The sequence below is a fragment of the Gemella haemolysans genome (assembly GCF_901873445.1).
In the GTDB taxonomy this organism is placed as follows: domain Bacteria; phylum Bacillota; class Bacilli; order Staphylococcales; family Gemellaceae; genus Gemella; species Gemella haemolysans_C.
Genome location: NZ_CABFLN010000007.1, coordinates 35,282 through 52,142 on the forward strand (window position 1 = coordinate 35,282; position 16,861 = coordinate 52,142).

Genomic DNA, 16,861 nt, shown 5'->3' on the forward strand with positions numbered 1-16,861 from the left:
TTATATACTGTAACAAAAATGTGATGGGGGAATTTTAAAATGACAAAAAAATATGTTTATAATTTCAGTGAAGGGAATAAAGATATGCGATCTTTACTTGGGGGTAAAGGTGCGAATCTTGCAGAAATGAAGGGATTAGGGATTAATGTACCACCTGGTTTTACTATTACTACAGAAAGCTGTAATAGTTATTATGAAAATGGGGAACGAATTAAACCTGAGATTTTAAAACAAATTAATGAACAATTAGAAACATTAGAAAAGACTATTGGTAAAGAGTTAGGAAGTATAGAAAATCCGTTATTAGTATCTGTACGAAGTGGTGCTGTATTTTCAATGCCTGGTATGATGGATACAATTTTAAATCTAGGATTGAATGATGAAACAACTATTGCCTTAGCTAAGAAAAATAATAATTATCGTTTTGCTTATGATAGTTATAGAAGATTTATTCAAATGTTCTCTGATGTAGTAATGGATGTAGAGAAATATAAATTTGAAGAAGTTTTAACACGAGTGAAAAATGAAAATGGCTATGAACAAGATAGCGATATGAATGAAAAAGATTTATTTAAAGTTGTTGAGGAGTTCAAAGAGATCTACAAAAAAGAAGTAGGTCGTGAATTCCCGATGAGTGTGAAGGAACAACTTATGCTAGCTATTGAAGCGGTATTTAAATCTTGGAATAATAATCGAGCTAAAGTATATAGAAGGCTTCATAATATTAGTGATAAACTAGGGACTGCTGTAAATATCCAAGCCATGGTCTTTGGGAATATGGGAGATAATTGCGGTACTGGAGTATCGTTCAGTAGAAATCCTGTAACTGGTGAAGATGAATTATTCGGTGAGTATCTAATTAATGCACAAGGAGAAGATGTAGTTGCAGGAATTAGAACACCGAAAAACATTAGTGTGCTTGCTGAAGATATGCCACATTTATATAAAGAATTTGTGGAGCTTTCTAAAAAATTAGAAGGACACTACAAAGATATGCAAGATATTGAGTTTACTATTGAAGATGGTAAACTATATATTCTTCAAACAAGAAATGCTAAGAGAACACCAAATGCTGTTGTTGAAGTTGCAGTTTCGTTAGTAGAAGAAGGTGTTATCAGCAAGGAAGAAGCTATTTTAAGAGTAGGTACAGAAGAAATTAACAAACTTCTTCACTCTACATTTGAAGATAAATCATTGAAACAAGCGCAACAATTAACTCAAGGATTAGCGGCTTCACCAGGAGCGGCAGTGGGAGCAATTTATTTTACTGCTCATGAAGCGGTTGAAGCGGCGAAAACAAAACCTGTTGTATTAGTAAGAGAAGAAACATCACCTGAAGATATTGAAGGTATGGTTAGTTCAGAAGCCATTGTAACTCTACGCGGAGGAATGACATCACATGCTGCGGTAGTTGCACGTGGAATGGGTAAATGCTGTGTGTGTGGTTGCCAAAACATGATTATTAATTATGATGAAAAAACATTAAAAATTGCTGGTATTACACTAAAAGAAGGAGATGTAATCTCTGTTGATGGAAGTAGTGGTAAGGTTTATCTAGGAGAAGTTGATAAAATAGATGCTAGATTCAGCGATAGATTCAATAAACTTTTAGGATGGGCAGATGAAATTAGAAGTCTAAAAGTATTAGCAAATGCTGATAATGAAGTCGATGCAAAAGTTGCTTTCGAGTTTGGAGCTGAAGGAATTGGATTATGTAGAACAGAACATATGTTCTTTGAAGAAGATAGAATTAGCTTAGTTAGAAAAATGATACTAGCTTCAGATACAAATGAAAGAATTAGATTCTTAGATAGATTACAACCAATTCAAAGTGATGATTTCTATAAAATTTTTAAAGAAGCGAAAGGTAAATCTGTTAACATAAGATTATTAGATCCACCACTTCACGAATTCTTACCGAAAGATGAAAAAACTGTAAAAGTTATTGCCGAGGAAATAGGTGTAAGTGTTAGTCAATTAGAAGCTAAAATTGCTAGTATTGCCGAGTTCAACCCTATGATGGGACACCGTGGTTGCCGTCTAGGAATAACTTATCCAGAAATTTATTTAATGCAAGCAAAAGCGATCAGTTCAGCAGCGATTCGAGCACGTAAAGAAGGAATTGAAGTTAATGTAGAAATTATGATTCCGTTAGTAGGTTTAGAAAAAGAACTTGCAGTTCTACGTGAGCAAATAGTTGAATTAGTTGAAAAAGAAATACAGTTATACAATGCGGACTTTAATTATAAAGTAGGAACTATGATTGAAATACCACGAGCTTGTGTAGTAGCTGATAAGATTGCTGAACATGCAGATTTCTTCAGTTTCGGAACAAATGACTTAACACAATTAACATTTGGTTATTCAAGAGATGATGCTGAGAAATTTATCGATATCTATAAGAAAAAAAATATCTTAGAGTCAGATCCATTTGTTCATTTAGATGAGAGTGGAGTACTAGAGTTAATGAAGATTGCTGTTAATAAAGCAAAAGCTGTAAAACCTAATATTAAACTAGGAATTTGTGGTGAACATGGGGGAGATGAAAAATCAATTCTACTTTGTTCGAATATTGGTTTAGGTTATGTTTCTTGCTCACCATATCGTGTTATTATCGCGAGAATTGCAGCAGCTAAAGCAGCTATTAGTAATATAGAAGTAGCGTTAACTAAGTAAAATGTTAAAAAAGAAATAGAGGTTTTTAGTAATTTATCTACTAAGACTTTGCTATAATAATTAATGATTATACTAGCAGAATATAAGGGTGATTCGTAATGAATTACCCTTTATTTTTTAGTATAAGAAAATATGTGGGTAAAAAATTTAAATTAAGTATTAATTAACTGAACTATAATTATAAAATCTTTGTAAATATTACAAAATTATTAAATAATAGTTAATATTATACAAAGTAAATTGATTTTTTTTTCATTATACATTAAAATTAATGTAGTATATTGTACCATTTTATATCGAAAAAAGGGTTCAAATCAAAATGAAAGTTAAATGAAAGTTTAAATATTGAAAAAGAGAGGATATACTATGGCAGAAAATAATAATAGTCGGCTATCGAGAAGAGATAGACACTCTCAGGAAAGAAAGAGTGTTATGCCAGGTGGATATATATCTAGAGGAAATAATAATCCAACAAATAATGGGCAACAAAGAAGACCATTAACAAATGAAGAAATAATGAGAAGAAATGCACAGAACGCAGGATCTTCCAATCAACAACAAAGAGCAGGTAATGCTAATCAAGGACAAGGAGTACCACCTGTTAGACCGAGAAATGCTCAACAATCAGCAAGAACTGGTAGACCAGGAGGGCCTAGACGTCCATTAGGTCCAAATAGAATTAGTAATCCAAATTCTAAAAAATCTAATAAAACTTTATGGATGAAAATATTGAGGTATGGGTTATATGCAGCAAGTGTTGCTATTATATCACTATTCTTATTATGTGTATTCTGGATTTATCAAGCACCTGCATTTGACTCTAAGATACTAGATAATAACTCAAGAACAGTCGTTTATGATGTTAATAATAATGAGGTGGCAAAATTAGGGAACCAAATTGGTGAAAATTTAAATACATCAGACATCCCGACAAAAATGCAAGATGCAATCTTAGCGACAGAGGATAATAGATTCTTCGAACATGGAGCAGTCGATTTTAGACGTTTAGTAGGAGCGGTATTTTCAAACCTTACAAGTGGGTTTGGATCTCAAGGTGCGTCAACAATTTCTCAACAGTTAATTAAGAGAACATTCTTAGACGATAATAAGAGTATGAAGCGTAAAGTTCAAGAAGCATATCTTGCATATAAACTTGAACAAAACTACGATAAAGAATCTATATTTACTATGTATGTGAATAGAATCTATTATTCAGATGGAGTATATGGATTAAAAACAGCGTCTAAGTACTATTTTGGAAAAGAGTTAAATCAATTAACACTTCCGCAGATGGCGCTTTTAGCAGGGTTACCTCAACATCCTAATACATATAATCCATATGATAATCCTGAAGCGGCTAAAGCTCGTCGTGACACTGTATTGTATTTAATGCAGTACCATGGGAAAATCTCAGAAGCAGAATCAACAGCAGCTCAAAAAACTAATGTATTAGATGGATTAATAGAACGTGACGAAAGTGAACGTGTATTATTATCAAGTGAATTTGATTCAAAATATACTTCATATATGAATCAAATTGTAAATGAATTAAAAAATAGTAAAGAATTTAAAGATTATGAAGGTGACGTATTAAACTTAGGTCTTAAAATTTATACTAACTTTGATTCAAAAATTCAAGATACTTTAACAGAAAGTGTAAATGCTAACTATGCAGGAATAAAACAAGCAAGTAATGTGGCTATGGTTGTACTGAATAACGAAAATAGTGGTATAGCCGCTCTTTATGGAGGTAAAAAACAAACATTCCATGGGTTTAATATTGCAACACAAGCTAAATTACAACCTGGTTCATCGATTAAACCAATACTAGCTTACGGACCAGCGATTGAGTATTTAAATTGGGGTTCTGATCATATAGTTAATGACTCTAAACTTCAAGGTTCACAAATTCAAAACTGGGATAGAAGATTTCGTGGTAATATTACTATAAATAATGCATTAGTATGGTCATCCAATATTCCAGCGATTAAAACATACCAAGAGGTTGGGTTTAATAGAGTAAAACAATATGCAGCTAATGTAGGTATGGAAATCACAGATGATTCTATTACTACTCCAATAGGAGGAAGTGGAGATGGATTTTCGCCATTACAAATGGCAGGAGCATATGTTCCATTTAGTAATGGAGGATATTATGCAACGCCGAAAGCTATTAAAAAGGTCTACGATAGTGAAGGTTCTGAAGTGAAGAGCTTTAGCAAAGATGATAGAAAACGTGTTATTAAAGAATCTACAGCATATATTATGACATCAATGTTAAGAAATGTAGTAAACGGTACGGCTTCGTTTGCTCGTATCAGTGGAGCTGATATGGCTGTTAAGACAGGAACAACTACATTCGGTGAAGGAGAAGCTCAAAAGTATAATTTTGATATAGATAATTATTCTAAAGATTCTTGGACAATTGGATATACTAGTAATTATACGATGGCTGTATGGCAGGGATTTGATGCAATAGATGGTCCAACGAAGTATATGACTCAAGAAGATACACAAAAAACACAAGCATTGTATAGAATTAATATGCAAAATATAGTACGTATCCATCCACCTAAAGGATTTAAAGTCCCAGAGAACGTTGGGTCTATAAACGGTGGAGTTAAAGTTATTTCTGATAGTGAACGTCGAGAAATTGAAGAACAAAATAGACGTAATCAAGAAAAAGAGAAAGATAGAAATAACAATAATAACGATAATAACAGTAATGACAATAATAACCGTAGCGGAAATAATTCTGAAGATAATAATGGTAATACATCAAATCAAAATGGCCAACAGAACGGTAATAACAATAATACCCAATCACGAGGTGGGAATTCTAATGTAGCTCAACCTAGTGGAAGAAATACTGGAAATAATAATACTACTAGAGGAAATGGATAATTAGTGATAAACCTACTGTAAGAGAAATCTGAACAGTAGGTTTATTTTTTTATAATTTTAAAATACTACACAAATAAATAGAAATGGTGTACAATATAGGAATGGAGCAGTTTATTTCTTTGTTAAACTGAATTTATCATTCGATAAAACTTATATAATATTATAAAGATGGATGTGAAGCTATGAAGAAAAAATTAGTTATTATAACAGGAATAAGTGGAGCAGGGAAAAATACAGCATTAGAAGTCTTTGAAAATCAAGGGTATTTTTGTACAGATAATTTACCTGGATTGGTTGTAGAGGATTTCTTGAGAATAATTGAAGAAAAAGATATCGATAAGACAGCTATAAGTATTGATATAAGAAGTAAAGTCTTATTTGTTGATTTAAAAGAGGTATTAAAAAAAATACAACAAAATGAATATTTTGATGTTCGTATAATATTTTTAGATAGTGAAGACCAAGTATTGGTAAATAGATATAAAGAGACTAGAAAAAATCATCCATTATCAAGCGAATTCAGTTTACTTGAGGGGATTGCTCAAGAAAGAAAAGATATGGATGCTATTAAAGGTATAGCGAATTATATTTATGACACAACCAATACAACAGTTAAAGATCTTAAGAAAAAAATATTAGAGGATTTTGGAATAGAAAAGAAAGATAGTTATCATATTACTATTTCTAGTTTTGGATATAAATATGGTGTACCAATCGATGCTGATAACATAGTAGATGTTCGTTTTTTACGAAATCCATTTTATATAAATGAACTACGAGAAAAAACGGGTCAAGATAAAGAAGTCTATGAATATGTTTTTGAAGATGAAGTGACTAAAGAATTTTATGATAGATATCTAGAATTAATGACTTATATGATTGATAAGTATCAATATGAAGGAAGAGATAAAGTCGCAATAGCTGTAGGATGTACTGGAGGAAAACATAGATCTGTTAGTGTAGCAAGAAGGTTACGTGAGGATATATCAAAGTTAGGTTACAGAGTACATTTAGAACATCGCGATATTAATAAGGGTAGGTAGTAAAATGAGAACTAAAGTAAAAGTAGTTACTATTGGTGGAGGAACAGGTTTATCTGTTCTTTTAAGAGGTTTAAAAAAATATCCACTTGACATAACTGCCGTAGTAACAGTAGCAGATGATGGTGGAAGTTCTGGGAAAATACGTAGTGATATGAATATTCCTTCACCAGGGGATATTAGAAATGTTATTGCAGCCTTGTCGGATGTAGAACCATACTTAGAAAAGATGTTTCAGTATCGTTTCGATAGTGGAGAAATAAAAGGTCACCCAGTAGGTAATTTAATGATAGCTGCTATGACAGATATTCATGGTGATTTTTCTACTGCGGTTAAGGTTATGAGTAGAATCCTAAATGTACGTGGAACAGTATTACCTACAACTAATGATATAGCAACGTTAAATGCTGTTCTTTCTACAGGTGAAATAATAAGAGGAGAATCTTCGATAACAGATGCTGGAGGAGAAATAGATCATGTTTATATTACACCTTCTAGGGTAAAACCTAATGAAGATGTGTTAAGAGCGATTGAACAGGCAGATTATATAATAATGGGACCAGGTAGTTTATATACTTCAATTATTCCAAATTTAGTGATTTCTCAAGTTTCAGAGAAAATTAGAGAAAGTAAAGCTAAAAAAATATATGTATGTAATGTTATGACCCAACATGGTGAAACTGATAATTATACTGTATCTGATCATATTATTGCGATAAATAAACATGTTGAAGAAAACATTTTTGATTTAGTAATTGCAAATTCTCGTGAATTTGATGATAGTATTTTATCGAAATATCACAAAGAAAAACAAGAACCGGTCAAAATCGATCAAGACAAAATAGAAAAACTTGGAATAAAATTGATAAAAAATAATGATGTCGGAATCGTTGATAATAATACGATTAGGCATAATGCAGAAAAAGTTTCTGAATTAATTTACGATTATATTATAGACGACAAGCCAACAATGATTTATAATAAAAGATGAAAATAAAAAAAGGAGAACAAAAATGCACTTAAATTTTGATTATTCGAAAGCACTAAACTTCTTTAACGAACAAGAAGTGAAAAATATGGAAGGTTATGTGAAAGTTGCACATGATCAATTACACAATAAAACTGGAATAGGAAATGATTTCCTAGGATGGTTAGAATTACCAACTAACTACGATAAAGAAGAGTTTGCTAGAATTAAAGAAGCTAGTAAAAAAATTCAAAGTAATTCAGATGTACTAGTTGTTATCGGTATTGGAGGTTCATACCTTGGAGCTCGTGCGGCGATTGAAATGCTAAATGATAGTTTCTATAACTTCTATGAAGAAGGAAGAAAAACTCCAAAAATCTTCTTCGTAGGTCACACAATTTCATCAACTTATACTCAAGAATTAGTTAATTACTTAAAAACTACAGGAAAAGATTTCTCTGTAAATGTAATCTCTAAATCAGGAACAACTACAGAGCCTGCTATTGCATTCCGTATTTTCAAAGAATTACTTGAAGAAAAATATGGAAAAGAAGGAGCTAAAGAAAGAATCTTCGCTACAACTGACAGAGCTCGTGGAGCATTAAAATCATTAGCTGATGATGAAGGATATGAAACATTTGTAGTACCTGATGATGTAGGTGGACGTTTCACAGTTCTAACTGCAGTAGGATTACTTCCAATTGCTGTAAGTGGAGTAGATATTGATAAAATGATGGCTGGAGCTAAATTAGCTCAAGATGAACTTTCAACACCAGATTTAAGCAAAAATATTGCTTACCAATATGCTGTAATGCGTAACATCTTACAACAAAAAGGTAAATTAATTGAAATTCTTGTTTCTTATGAACCATCAATGGTTTACTTCAATGAATGGTGGAAACAACTTTACGGTGAGTCTGAAGGTAAAGATGGAAAAGCTCTATACCCATCAAGTGTTTGTTTCTCAACTGATTTACACTCTATGGGGCAATATGTTCAAGAAGGACGTCGTGTTCTATTAGAAACTATTTTAAAAGTTAAATCACCAAACAAAGATATCGAGCTTAAAGAAGCTGATAACAATCTTGATGGATTAAACTACTTAGCTGGAAAAACTATGGATTTTGTAAATACTAAAGCATTTGAAGGAACTCTTCTTGCACACACAGATGGTGGAGTACCTAACTTTGTAGTAGAACTTCCTGATATGAGTGAGTTCACATTCGGATACTTAGTATACTTCTTTGAAAAAGCTGTAGGTATTTCTGGATACATGCAAGGATTAAATCCATTTGACCAACCAGGAGTAGAAGCGTATAAGAAAAACATGTTCGCACTTCTTGGAAAACCTGGATTCGAAGACTTAAAAGCAGAATTAGAAGAAAGATTAAAATAATCTTGAATAAATTAAAAACTGATAGAGGAATAATTTTCCTTTATCAGTTTTTTTAGTATGTGTATAAATAATCTATATTTATAAATTGTTATATTTTTCTTTTTCCTGTTTTAAGTGTAGCTTGCGACACCTCCATATCTTTTGTTTTCTCAAAAGGATATTCCGGTTAGAAAATAAGCCTGTAGTCTTATTTTCTCGCTGTAAAACACTATTGTGTTTTACTTTAGCTACTACAAAACAGTAAGAAAAATATAAAATGTTATTAATAAATATAATGTCTAATTTTTAATTATTATTTATTTTACTCAAATATTTTGTAATGGTGAAAATGGAACTTAGTAAAGTTCCATCGGTGAAATTAGGACTACAGGCCTAATTTCAAGGTGTAATATCCACTTTAATTGTCTAAATGACAATTAAAGTTAGATGAAATCGTCCGCCACCATACGTAAAATATTTGAATAGAAAATTTATAAATTGAAAGATAAAAAGAAAACGACTCTATAAATTCGATTATTATAAAATCGTAATTTATGAGTCATGTTTATCTTTTTGCCATTGTCACAAATGTGAATTTATCAGGTCTGTAAGTAAGTATTCCGTATTGAAGAATGTTTCCGTTCGATAAATATGTAATACTTTCAACAACCGCGACCATACTATATTCACCTAAATCCATATGTTGTTTTTCTTCCTCCGTAGCATATCTAAATGATATTTGACGGCGAGAGTGTGTAATCTTTAGCCCTAATTCTTTTTCTAAATACTTATAAATAGAAGACTCTGCAATTTCTTTATTAATAAAAGGAACAAGGTTACGATCAAAATATGATACCTCGTATTCAAGTCGCTCACCATTTATCATTCTGCTACGACTAACTCTATAAAAATCATTATTTTCATCAGCTCCAAAAATATTCATTATTTTCTTGTCGCCTTGAATAATATATAAAGATTCAAGTGTAGTTTTTATTTCGTATTTTCCATCGATATTTAACTCAGAAGATGTTTTAATATTTCCTAAGTAGTTATTTTTTATTCTACCGTGCCCTAGAATTAAAGAGTTTTTTCCTTTTATTTTTTGAATATAGCCATTAATTTCTAATAAAGACAGTGCTTTTCTGATTGTATCCTTAGAGTATCCGTACTCTTTTGCTAGCTCATTTTCACTTGGTAATTCGGTATTACGCTTATAAAAACGAGTATCTATTTTTTCTTTTAAGTCATTATAGACTTGTTTATATTTACTCATATATTGTTTTCCTCGCAAAATTTATCTACTTAATTATAAATGGAGTCACCTAAAAAAGCAAGAGTTAAGGACATGTTACATCATTCGTGCAACATTTACGTATATGTTGACGAAAAAAAATAAAAGAATTACATAAATGTTATTGACAAAATGAAAGTGTTTTATTATAATAATAATTGTTAAGTTATAAAAACTTATTTTGTAAATACAAGTTATAAATATAACGGAGGAAAAAAGAATGACAAAACGTTCAAGTGGTGTTTTGATGCATATTACATCATTACCAGGAGAATTTGGTATTGGGACTTTTGGCAAAAGCGCATATGATTTCGTTGATTTTTTAGAAGAAACAAAGCAAACATATTGGCAAATTTTACCATTAACAACTACAAGTTATGGAGATTCACCTTATCAAAGTTTCTCAGCTGTAGCAGGGAATTTAAACCTAATCGATTTTTCTTTATTAAAAGAAGAAGGATTACTTGAAGAAAGTGATTATTCAAATGTTAACTTCGGTGACAATCCTGAAAAAGTTGATTATGCATTATTATTTGAGGCAAGAAGAGCAATTTTAGAAAAGGCTGTTGCTAACACAACAAAAAATAGTGAAGTATTAGCAAAAATTGAAAAATTTGAAGCTGAGAACTCTAGCTGGTTAGCTGATTATGCTGAATATATGGCTATCAAAGAAAGCTTCGGATATCAAAGTTTCATTCATTGGGATGAAGATATTAAAAATGGTGAAGAAGCTGCGCGTCAAAAATATCGTACAGAACTTCAAGATAGTATTAGATACTATACAGTAACACAATATTTCTTCTTTAAACAATGGTTAGCATTAAAAGAATATGCTAATGAAAAGGGAATTAAAATCATTGGAGATATGCCAATTTATGTAAGTGCTGATAGTGTTGAAATGTGGACTATGCCAGAATTATTTAAAGTTGATGAAAATAATGAACCACTTTATGTAGCTGGGTGTCCTGCAGATGACTTCAGTCCTACTGGACAACTTTGGGGTAATCCAATCTACGATTGGGCAAAACACAAAGAACAAGGATTCTCATGGTGGATTTATCGTGTACAAGAAAGTTTTAAAATCTATGATGTACTTCGTATAGACCATTTCAAAGGTTTCTCTGATTTCTGGCAAATCGATAGAGATGCTGAAAATGCGGTTAACGGTACTTGGGAAGCTGGTCCTGGAATTGAATTGTTCCAAAAAATTAAAGAACAATTAGGTGATTTACCAATTATCGCAGAAAATCTTGGATTTATTGATGAAAAAGCAGAAAAATTATTAGATGATTCTGGGTATCCAGGTATGAAGATTCTTCAATTTGCTTTCCCAGGAGAAGATAATTTAGATCGTCCACATCATTACACACAAAATAGTGTAGCATACACTGGAACACACGATAATGATGTAGTTAATGGATGGTATGAAAAACTAAGTGAATCAGAAAAAGAACTAGTTTCAGAATACTTAAATCGTCGTAATGAAGAAACAATTACTGAAGCAATGATTAGAGGTATCTACTCTTCAGTAAGTGATTATGCAATCGTAACAATGCAAGACTTATTAGATAAAGATGCAACGAGCAGAATGAACGTTCCATCAACAGTTGGAGGAAACTGGGAATGGAGAATGCTTGCAGAAGATCTAACAGAAGAAAGAAAAGAATTTTTAGAAAAAATTACAGTAAGATATTCAAGAGAGAGGGTATAAAATGTCATTTAGTAAATATGTATTAGATAATACTAATCAAGAACTAAGAAATTTAGATAACAAAGAAATTTATAAACAACTATTAAACTATGTTAAAGAAGAAGCTGATAAAAAAGCTCAAAATGATGATAAGAAAAAAGTTTACTACATTTCAGCAGAATTTTTAATCGGTAAACTATTATCAAACAACTTAATCAACTTAGGTATTTATGAAGAAATCGAAAAAGAATTAAAAGCAGCTAACAAACGTCTTAGTGATGTAGAGGAAGCTGAATTAGAACCTTCATTAGGTAACGGTGGTCTTGGACGTTTAGCATCATGCTTTATTGACTCAATTTCATCATTAGGAATCAATGGTGATGGAGTTGGATTAAACTACCACTGTGGTTTATTCAGACAAGTATTTGTTAAAAATGAACAACATGCAGAGCCAAACTTCTGGATTGAAGATTCTTCATGGTTAAGAGATACTGATGTTAAATATACAGTGCCTTTTAAAAACTTTAGCTTAACATCAACACTAAAAAGAATTGACGTATTAGGATATAAGAAAGATACTAAAAACTATCTAAATCTATTTGATATTGATTCAATTGACAGTAGCATTATTGAAAAAGGAATTTCTTTCGATAAAACTGAAATTAAGAAAAACTTAACATTATTCTTATATCCAGATGATAGTGATAAAAATGGTGAATTATTACGTATTTATCAACAATACTTCATGGTATCAAACGCAGCTCAATTAATCTTAGATGAAGCTATCGCTAAAGGAAGTAATGTTCACGATTTATACGAATATGCATATGTTCAAATTAATGATACTCACCCAAGTATGGTAATTCCTGAATTAGTACGTTTGTTAACTGAAAAACATGGAATTAAATTTGAAGAAGCATACACAATCGTTCAAAAAATGACTGGTTACACAAACCACACTATCTTAGCTGAAGCACTAGAAAAATGGCCATTAGCATATTTAGAAGAAGTAGTACCGCACTTAGTGAAAATCATTAAAAAACTAGATGCTGTTATTAGAGAAAAATATGAAGGTGAAGATATTCAAATCATCGATAAAGATGACAGAGTACACATGGCAAACATGGATATTCACTTCTCTAACAGTGTAAACGGGGTTGCTTATTTACACACAGAAATCCTTAAAAACTCTGAGTTAAAACACTTCTATGAATTATACCCAGAGAAATTTAATAACAAAACAAATGGTATTACATTCAGACGTTGGTTAGAATTTTCTAACAGACCATTAGCAGCTTACTTAAAAGAACTAATTGGTGATGAGTACTTAACTGATGCAACTAAATTAGAAAAATTACTAGCATTTGTTGATAGCAAAGAAGTAGCTGCTAAATTAGAAGAAATCAAACACGAGAACAAAGTTGTTCTTAAAGAGTACCTAAAAGAAACTCAAGGAATTGAACTTGATGAAAATAGTATTATCGATACTCAAATCAAGAGATTCCACGAATATAAACGTCAACAAATGAACGCTTTATATGTAATCAAAAAATACTTAGACATTAAAAATGGAAAATTACCAGAAAGAAAAATCACAGTATTCTTCGGTGGTAAAGCTGCACCAGCTTATATTATAGCTCAAGATATTATTCACTTAATTCTATGTTTATCAGAATTAATTAATAATGATCCAGAAGTAAACAAATACTTAAATGTATTCCTAGTTGAAAACTATAATGTAAGTGTTGCAGAAAAACTAATTCCAGCAACTGATATTTCTGAACAAATTTCATTAGCTTCTAAAGAAGCAAGTGGAACAGGTAACATGAAATTCATGTTAAACGGAGCTTTAACTCTAGGAACTCTAGATGGAGCTAACGTGGAAATTGATGAACTAGTTGGACGTGAAAATATCTACATCTTCGGTAAAGAAAGTGATGAAATCATTAAACTTTATGAAACTGCTGGATATGTTTCTAAAGAATACTATGAAAAAGACGGTGTTAAAGAAGTTGTTGACTTCATCGTTTCTAAAGACTTAGTTAAACTAGGAAATAAAGAAAGATTAGAAAGACTATACAACGAACTACTTAACAAAGACTGGTTTATGACACTTATTGACTTTGAGGAATATTATGCTAAGAAAGAAGAAATGTTAGCAGACTACGAAAACCGTGAATTATGGATGAAGAAAGTTATTGCGAACATCGCGAAAGCAGGATTCTTCTCATCAGACCGTACAATTGCTCAATACAATGAAGATATTTGGAACAAAAAATAATAAATAAAGAAGTGGAGAACATAGCATGAAACTATTAACAATTAATGTTCACAGTTGGTTAGAAGAAAACCAACTTGAAAAACTGAATATTTTAGCGAAAACCATCGTAGAAAAAAAATACGATGTAGTAGCGATGCAAGAAGTAAATCAGTTGATTAATAGTGCAGATGTTCATGATGGTATAAAAGAAGATAATTTTGGGAAATTATTGTTAGATAAAATTAATGAATATGGAGAAGAAGGATACAGTTATTATTGGACTTATTCTCACATAGGATTTGATAAATTCGAAGAAGGTTTAGCAATACTTGCTAAAGGTGAAGTTGTTGCCGTAGAGGATTTTTACTGTACGGCACAACAAACCGTAACTTCTATCGAATCAAGAAAAATTTTAAAAGTCGATCTTAAAATAAATGATGAGATCGTAGAATTTTACAGTTGTCATATGAATTTGCCAACTTGTAAAGGGGAAGACATAGATCAAAATCTTAGCAACCTAATTAATTATACAGATAACAAAAATCTTAAAGTTTTCATGGGAGATTTCAATACAGATTATTTCCATCAAGTAGACGATTATAAAAGAATACTTGATAAAGGGTTATATGATACTTATGAATTAGCCGAGAAAAAAGACGGGGGAGTTACCGTATATAAAAATATAAGTGGTTGGGAAGATTCTATGTGTCAGAAAAAATTGGATTATGTATTTATTAATAGAAAATTAGATGTAAAAGAAAGTTTTGTTATATTTAATGATGAAAATTATCCAATTATTTCTGATCATAATGGCTTAGAAGTAACATTAGCAGAAAAATAAAAAAAGGAGGAAAAATGTTATGTTACAAAAAATTCAGCGCTTTGGAGGCGCGATGTTAATGCCATCTATTTTATTCGCATTCTTCGGATTAGTAGTTGGATTAACTTCAATTTTAAAAAACCCTAACTTAGTAGGGAGCATCGCGACAGAGGGTACTCTTTGGTATAACTTCTGGTTCGTAGTAGAGCAAGGAGGATGGACTATCTTTAATCAAATGCCAGTAGTATTCGCACTTGGTATTCCAATCGGTCTTGCTAAAAAAGCAAATGGTCGTGCAGCATTAGAAGCGTTCTTAATCTACATGGTTTATAACTACTTCATCAACGGATTCTTAACTCAATTCAAATTCTTTGGTGTAGATGTAACGCCTGCTCTTAAATTACCTACAGGTATTACAAGAATCGCTGGAGCAATTACTTTAGATACTTCAATCATTGGTTCTATCGTTATTGCATCTATCTCAGTATGGATTCACAACAAATACTTCGACAAAAAACTTCCTGAATTATTAGGAATTTTCCAAGGATCAACATTCGTAATCTTAGTAGGATTCCTTATCATGATTCCAGCTGCTTTCTTAACAGCTCTATTATGGCCAAAAGTTCAATTAGGAATTGCTGCTTTACAAGGATTCTTAAAAGTATCAGGAGTTGCGGGAGTATTCACTTACACATTCCTAGAAAGAATTTTAATCCCAACAGGATTACACCACTTCATCTATGGACCATTCATGTTTGGACCAGCAGTAGTAGAAAATGGAATCACAGCTTACTGGGTACAACACATTCAAGAGTTCTCTCAAAGCTCAACTCCATTAAAAGAGTTATTCCCTCAAGGTGGATTCTCATTACACGGTAACTCAAAAGTATTTGGATTACCAGCAGCAGCTTTAGCTATGTATGTAACAGCTAAAGACAGCAAGAAAAAAGTTGTAGCAGGGTTATTAATCCCAGCAGCACTTACTGGTTTCTTAACAGGAATCACTGAACCAATCGAGTTCACATTCTTATTCGCAGCACCAATGTTATTCGCTACTCACGCAGTATTAGGTGCATTAATGTCAGCAACTATGTACCAATTTGGAGTTGTAGGTAACTTCGGAAGTGGATTAATTGACTTCTTAGCTCTTAACTGGTTACCAATGTTCAAACACCACTCTTCACAAATGTTCGTTCAAATCGGAATTGGATTAGTATTCTCTGTAATCTACTTCTTCGTATTTAGATTCTTAATCCTTAAATTCCAATTAAGTACACCTGGACGTGAAGCTGAAGATGCTGAAACTAAACTTTACTCTAAACAAGAGTACCGTGAAAAAGGTAAAGAAGCAGCTAAACCAGAAGTTAAAGATGATGCAGCTACTCATGATGACCAAGCTCTTATCATTCTTGAAGGTTTAGGTGGTAAAGACAACATCGTAGACGTTACTAACTGTGTAACAAGACTACGTGTTAATGTTAAAGACGAAAGCCTAGTTAAAGATGATGAATTCTTAAAACGTTCTGGAGCTCTTGGAGTTGCTCGTAATGGTAAAGCTATTCAAGTAATCATCGGATTCTCTGTAGGACAAGTTAGAGAAGCTTTCGAAAAAGAATTACACAAATAAGCCTATTATGACAGAAAAAAGAAATTGACGTAAAAGTCAGTTTCTTTTTTTGTATGAGTCTATAATAAATACGGTTGATAATAAATATCAGCCGTATTTAAATTTATAAAAAAATGGAAAAGAATGTAAAATTTCTTTATAATTTAAGTATGAGCAAAAAATCAAGAAAGGAAATTTACATTCATATGTGTAATTATAGCAAATCTCTTAA

Annotated in this window: 10 protein-coding genes; 9 read left to right on the forward strand and 1 reads right to left on the reverse strand. The window is 31.6% G+C overall.

What is annotated here, in order from left to right:
• Positions 1-39 precede the first annotated feature (39 nt).
• The 5 genes from ppdK to JX287_RS01190 all read left to right on the forward strand — a co-directional run bounded on the left by ppdK (position 40) and on the right by JX287_RS01190 (position 8,983).
• Complete coding sequence (ppdK, locus tag JX287_RS01170) at positions 40-2,676, forward strand: pyruvate, phosphate dikinase (RefSeq protein WP_204641406.1); 2,637 nt, start codon at positions 40-42, stop codon at positions 2,674-2,676.
• Between the two features lie 366 nt (positions 2,677-3,042).
• A complete protein-coding gene (locus tag JX287_RS01175; RefSeq protein ID WP_204641407.1) occupies positions 3,043-5,580 on the forward strand; it encodes a transglycosylase domain-containing protein in 2,538 nt (845 codons plus the stop codon).
• A 182-nt stretch (positions 5,581-5,762) separates the two neighbouring features.
• Complete coding sequence (rapZ, locus tag JX287_RS01180; protein ID WP_204641408.1) at positions 5,763-6,623, forward strand: RNase adapter RapZ; 861 nt, start codon at positions 5,763-5,765, stop codon at positions 6,621-6,623.
• Between the two features lie 4 nt (positions 6,624-6,627).
• A complete protein-coding gene (locus JX287_RS01185; protein WP_204641409.1) occupies positions 6,628-7,611 on the forward strand; it encodes a gluconeogenesis factor YvcK family protein in 984 nt (327 codons plus the stop codon).
• 22 nt (positions 7,612-7,633) lie between these two features.
• Positions 7,634-8,983: a glucose-6-phosphate isomerase gene (locus JX287_RS01190; protein WP_204641410.1), complete on the forward strand. Its 1,350-nt coding sequence runs from the start codon at positions 7,634-7,636 to the stop codon at positions 8,981-8,983.
• A 544-nt stretch (positions 8,984-9,527) separates the two neighbouring features.
• On the opposite strand, the gene JX287_RS01195 is transcribed toward JX287_RS01190, so the two are convergent.
• Positions 9,528-10,235: a UTRA domain-containing protein gene (locus tag JX287_RS01195; RefSeq protein ID WP_204641411.1), complete on the reverse strand. Its 708-nt coding sequence runs from the start codon at positions 10,233-10,235 to the stop codon at positions 9,528-9,530.
• Between the two features lie 238 nt (positions 10,236-10,473).
• Here JX287_RS01195 and malQ point away from each other — a divergent pair, with 238 nt between their 5' ends.
• Genes malQ through JX287_RS01215 form a run of 4 tightly spaced genes read left to right on the forward strand, consistent with a single transcriptional unit; the run spans position 10,474 to position 16,650 of the window.
• The gene (malQ, locus tag JX287_RS01200; protein ID WP_204641412.1) at positions 10,474-11,964 is read left to right on the forward strand and encodes a 4-alpha-glucanotransferase; all 1,491 of its coding nucleotides are present in this window, start codon (positions 10,474-10,476) and stop codon (positions 11,962-11,964) included.
• Position 11,965: 1 nt separating this feature from the next.
• A complete protein-coding gene (gene glgP / locus JX287_RS01205; RefSeq protein ID WP_204641413.1) occupies positions 11,966-14,224 on the forward strand; it encodes a glycogen/starch/alpha-glucan family phosphorylase in 2,259 nt (752 codons plus the stop codon).
• Positions 14,225-14,249: 25 nt separating this feature from the next.
• The gene (locus tag JX287_RS01210) at positions 14,250-15,044 is read left to right on the forward strand and encodes an endonuclease/exonuclease/phosphatase family protein (protein WP_204641414.1); all 795 of its coding nucleotides are present in this window, start codon (positions 14,250-14,252) and stop codon (positions 15,042-15,044) included.
• 19 nt (positions 15,045-15,063) lie between these two features.
• On the forward strand, positions 15,064-16,650 hold the full coding sequence (locus JX287_RS01215) for an alpha-glucoside-specific PTS transporter subunit IIBC (protein WP_204641415.1): 1,587 nt from the start codon (positions 15,064-15,066) through the stop codon (positions 16,648-16,650).
• Positions 16,651-16,861 lie beyond the last annotated feature (211 nt).

Excerpts from the sequence above, each read along its gene's own strand:
- malQ (WP_204641412.1), top strand. The coding sequence starts at position 10,474 with ATGACAAAACGTTCAAGTGGTGTTTTGATGCATATTACATCATTACCA.
- JX287_RS01190 (WP_204641410.1), top strand. The coding sequence starts at position 7,634 with ATGCACTTAAATTTTGATTATTCGAAAGCACTAAACTTCTTTAACGAA.
- JX287_RS01175 (WP_204641407.1), top strand. The coding sequence starts at position 3,043 with ATGGCAGAAAATAATAATAGTCGGCTATCGAGAAGAGATAGACACTCT.
- glgP (WP_204641413.1), top strand. The coding sequence starts at position 11,966 with ATGTCATTTAGTAAATATGTATTAGATAATACTAATCAAGAACTAAGA.
- JX287_RS01195 (WP_204641411.1), bottom strand. The coding sequence starts at position 10,235 with ATGAGTAAATATAAACAAGTCTATAATGACTTAAAAGAAAAAATAGAT.
- JX287_RS01185 (WP_204641409.1), top strand. The coding sequence starts at position 6,628 with ATGAGAACTAAAGTAAAAGTAGTTACTATTGGTGGAGGAACAGGTTTA.
- rapZ (WP_204641408.1), top strand. The coding sequence starts at position 5,763 with ATGAAGAAAAAATTAGTTATTATAACAGGAATAAGTGGAGCAGGGAAA.
- ppdK (WP_204641406.1), top strand. The coding sequence starts at position 40 with ATGACAAAAAAATATGTTTATAATTTCAGTGAAGGGAATAAAGATATG.
- JX287_RS01215 (WP_204641415.1), top strand. The coding sequence starts at position 15,064 with ATGTTACAAAAAATTCAGCGCTTTGGAGGCGCGATGTTAATGCCATCT.
- JX287_RS01210 (WP_204641414.1), top strand. The coding sequence starts at position 14,250 with ATGAAACTATTAACAATTAATGTTCACAGTTGGTTAGAAGAAAACCAA.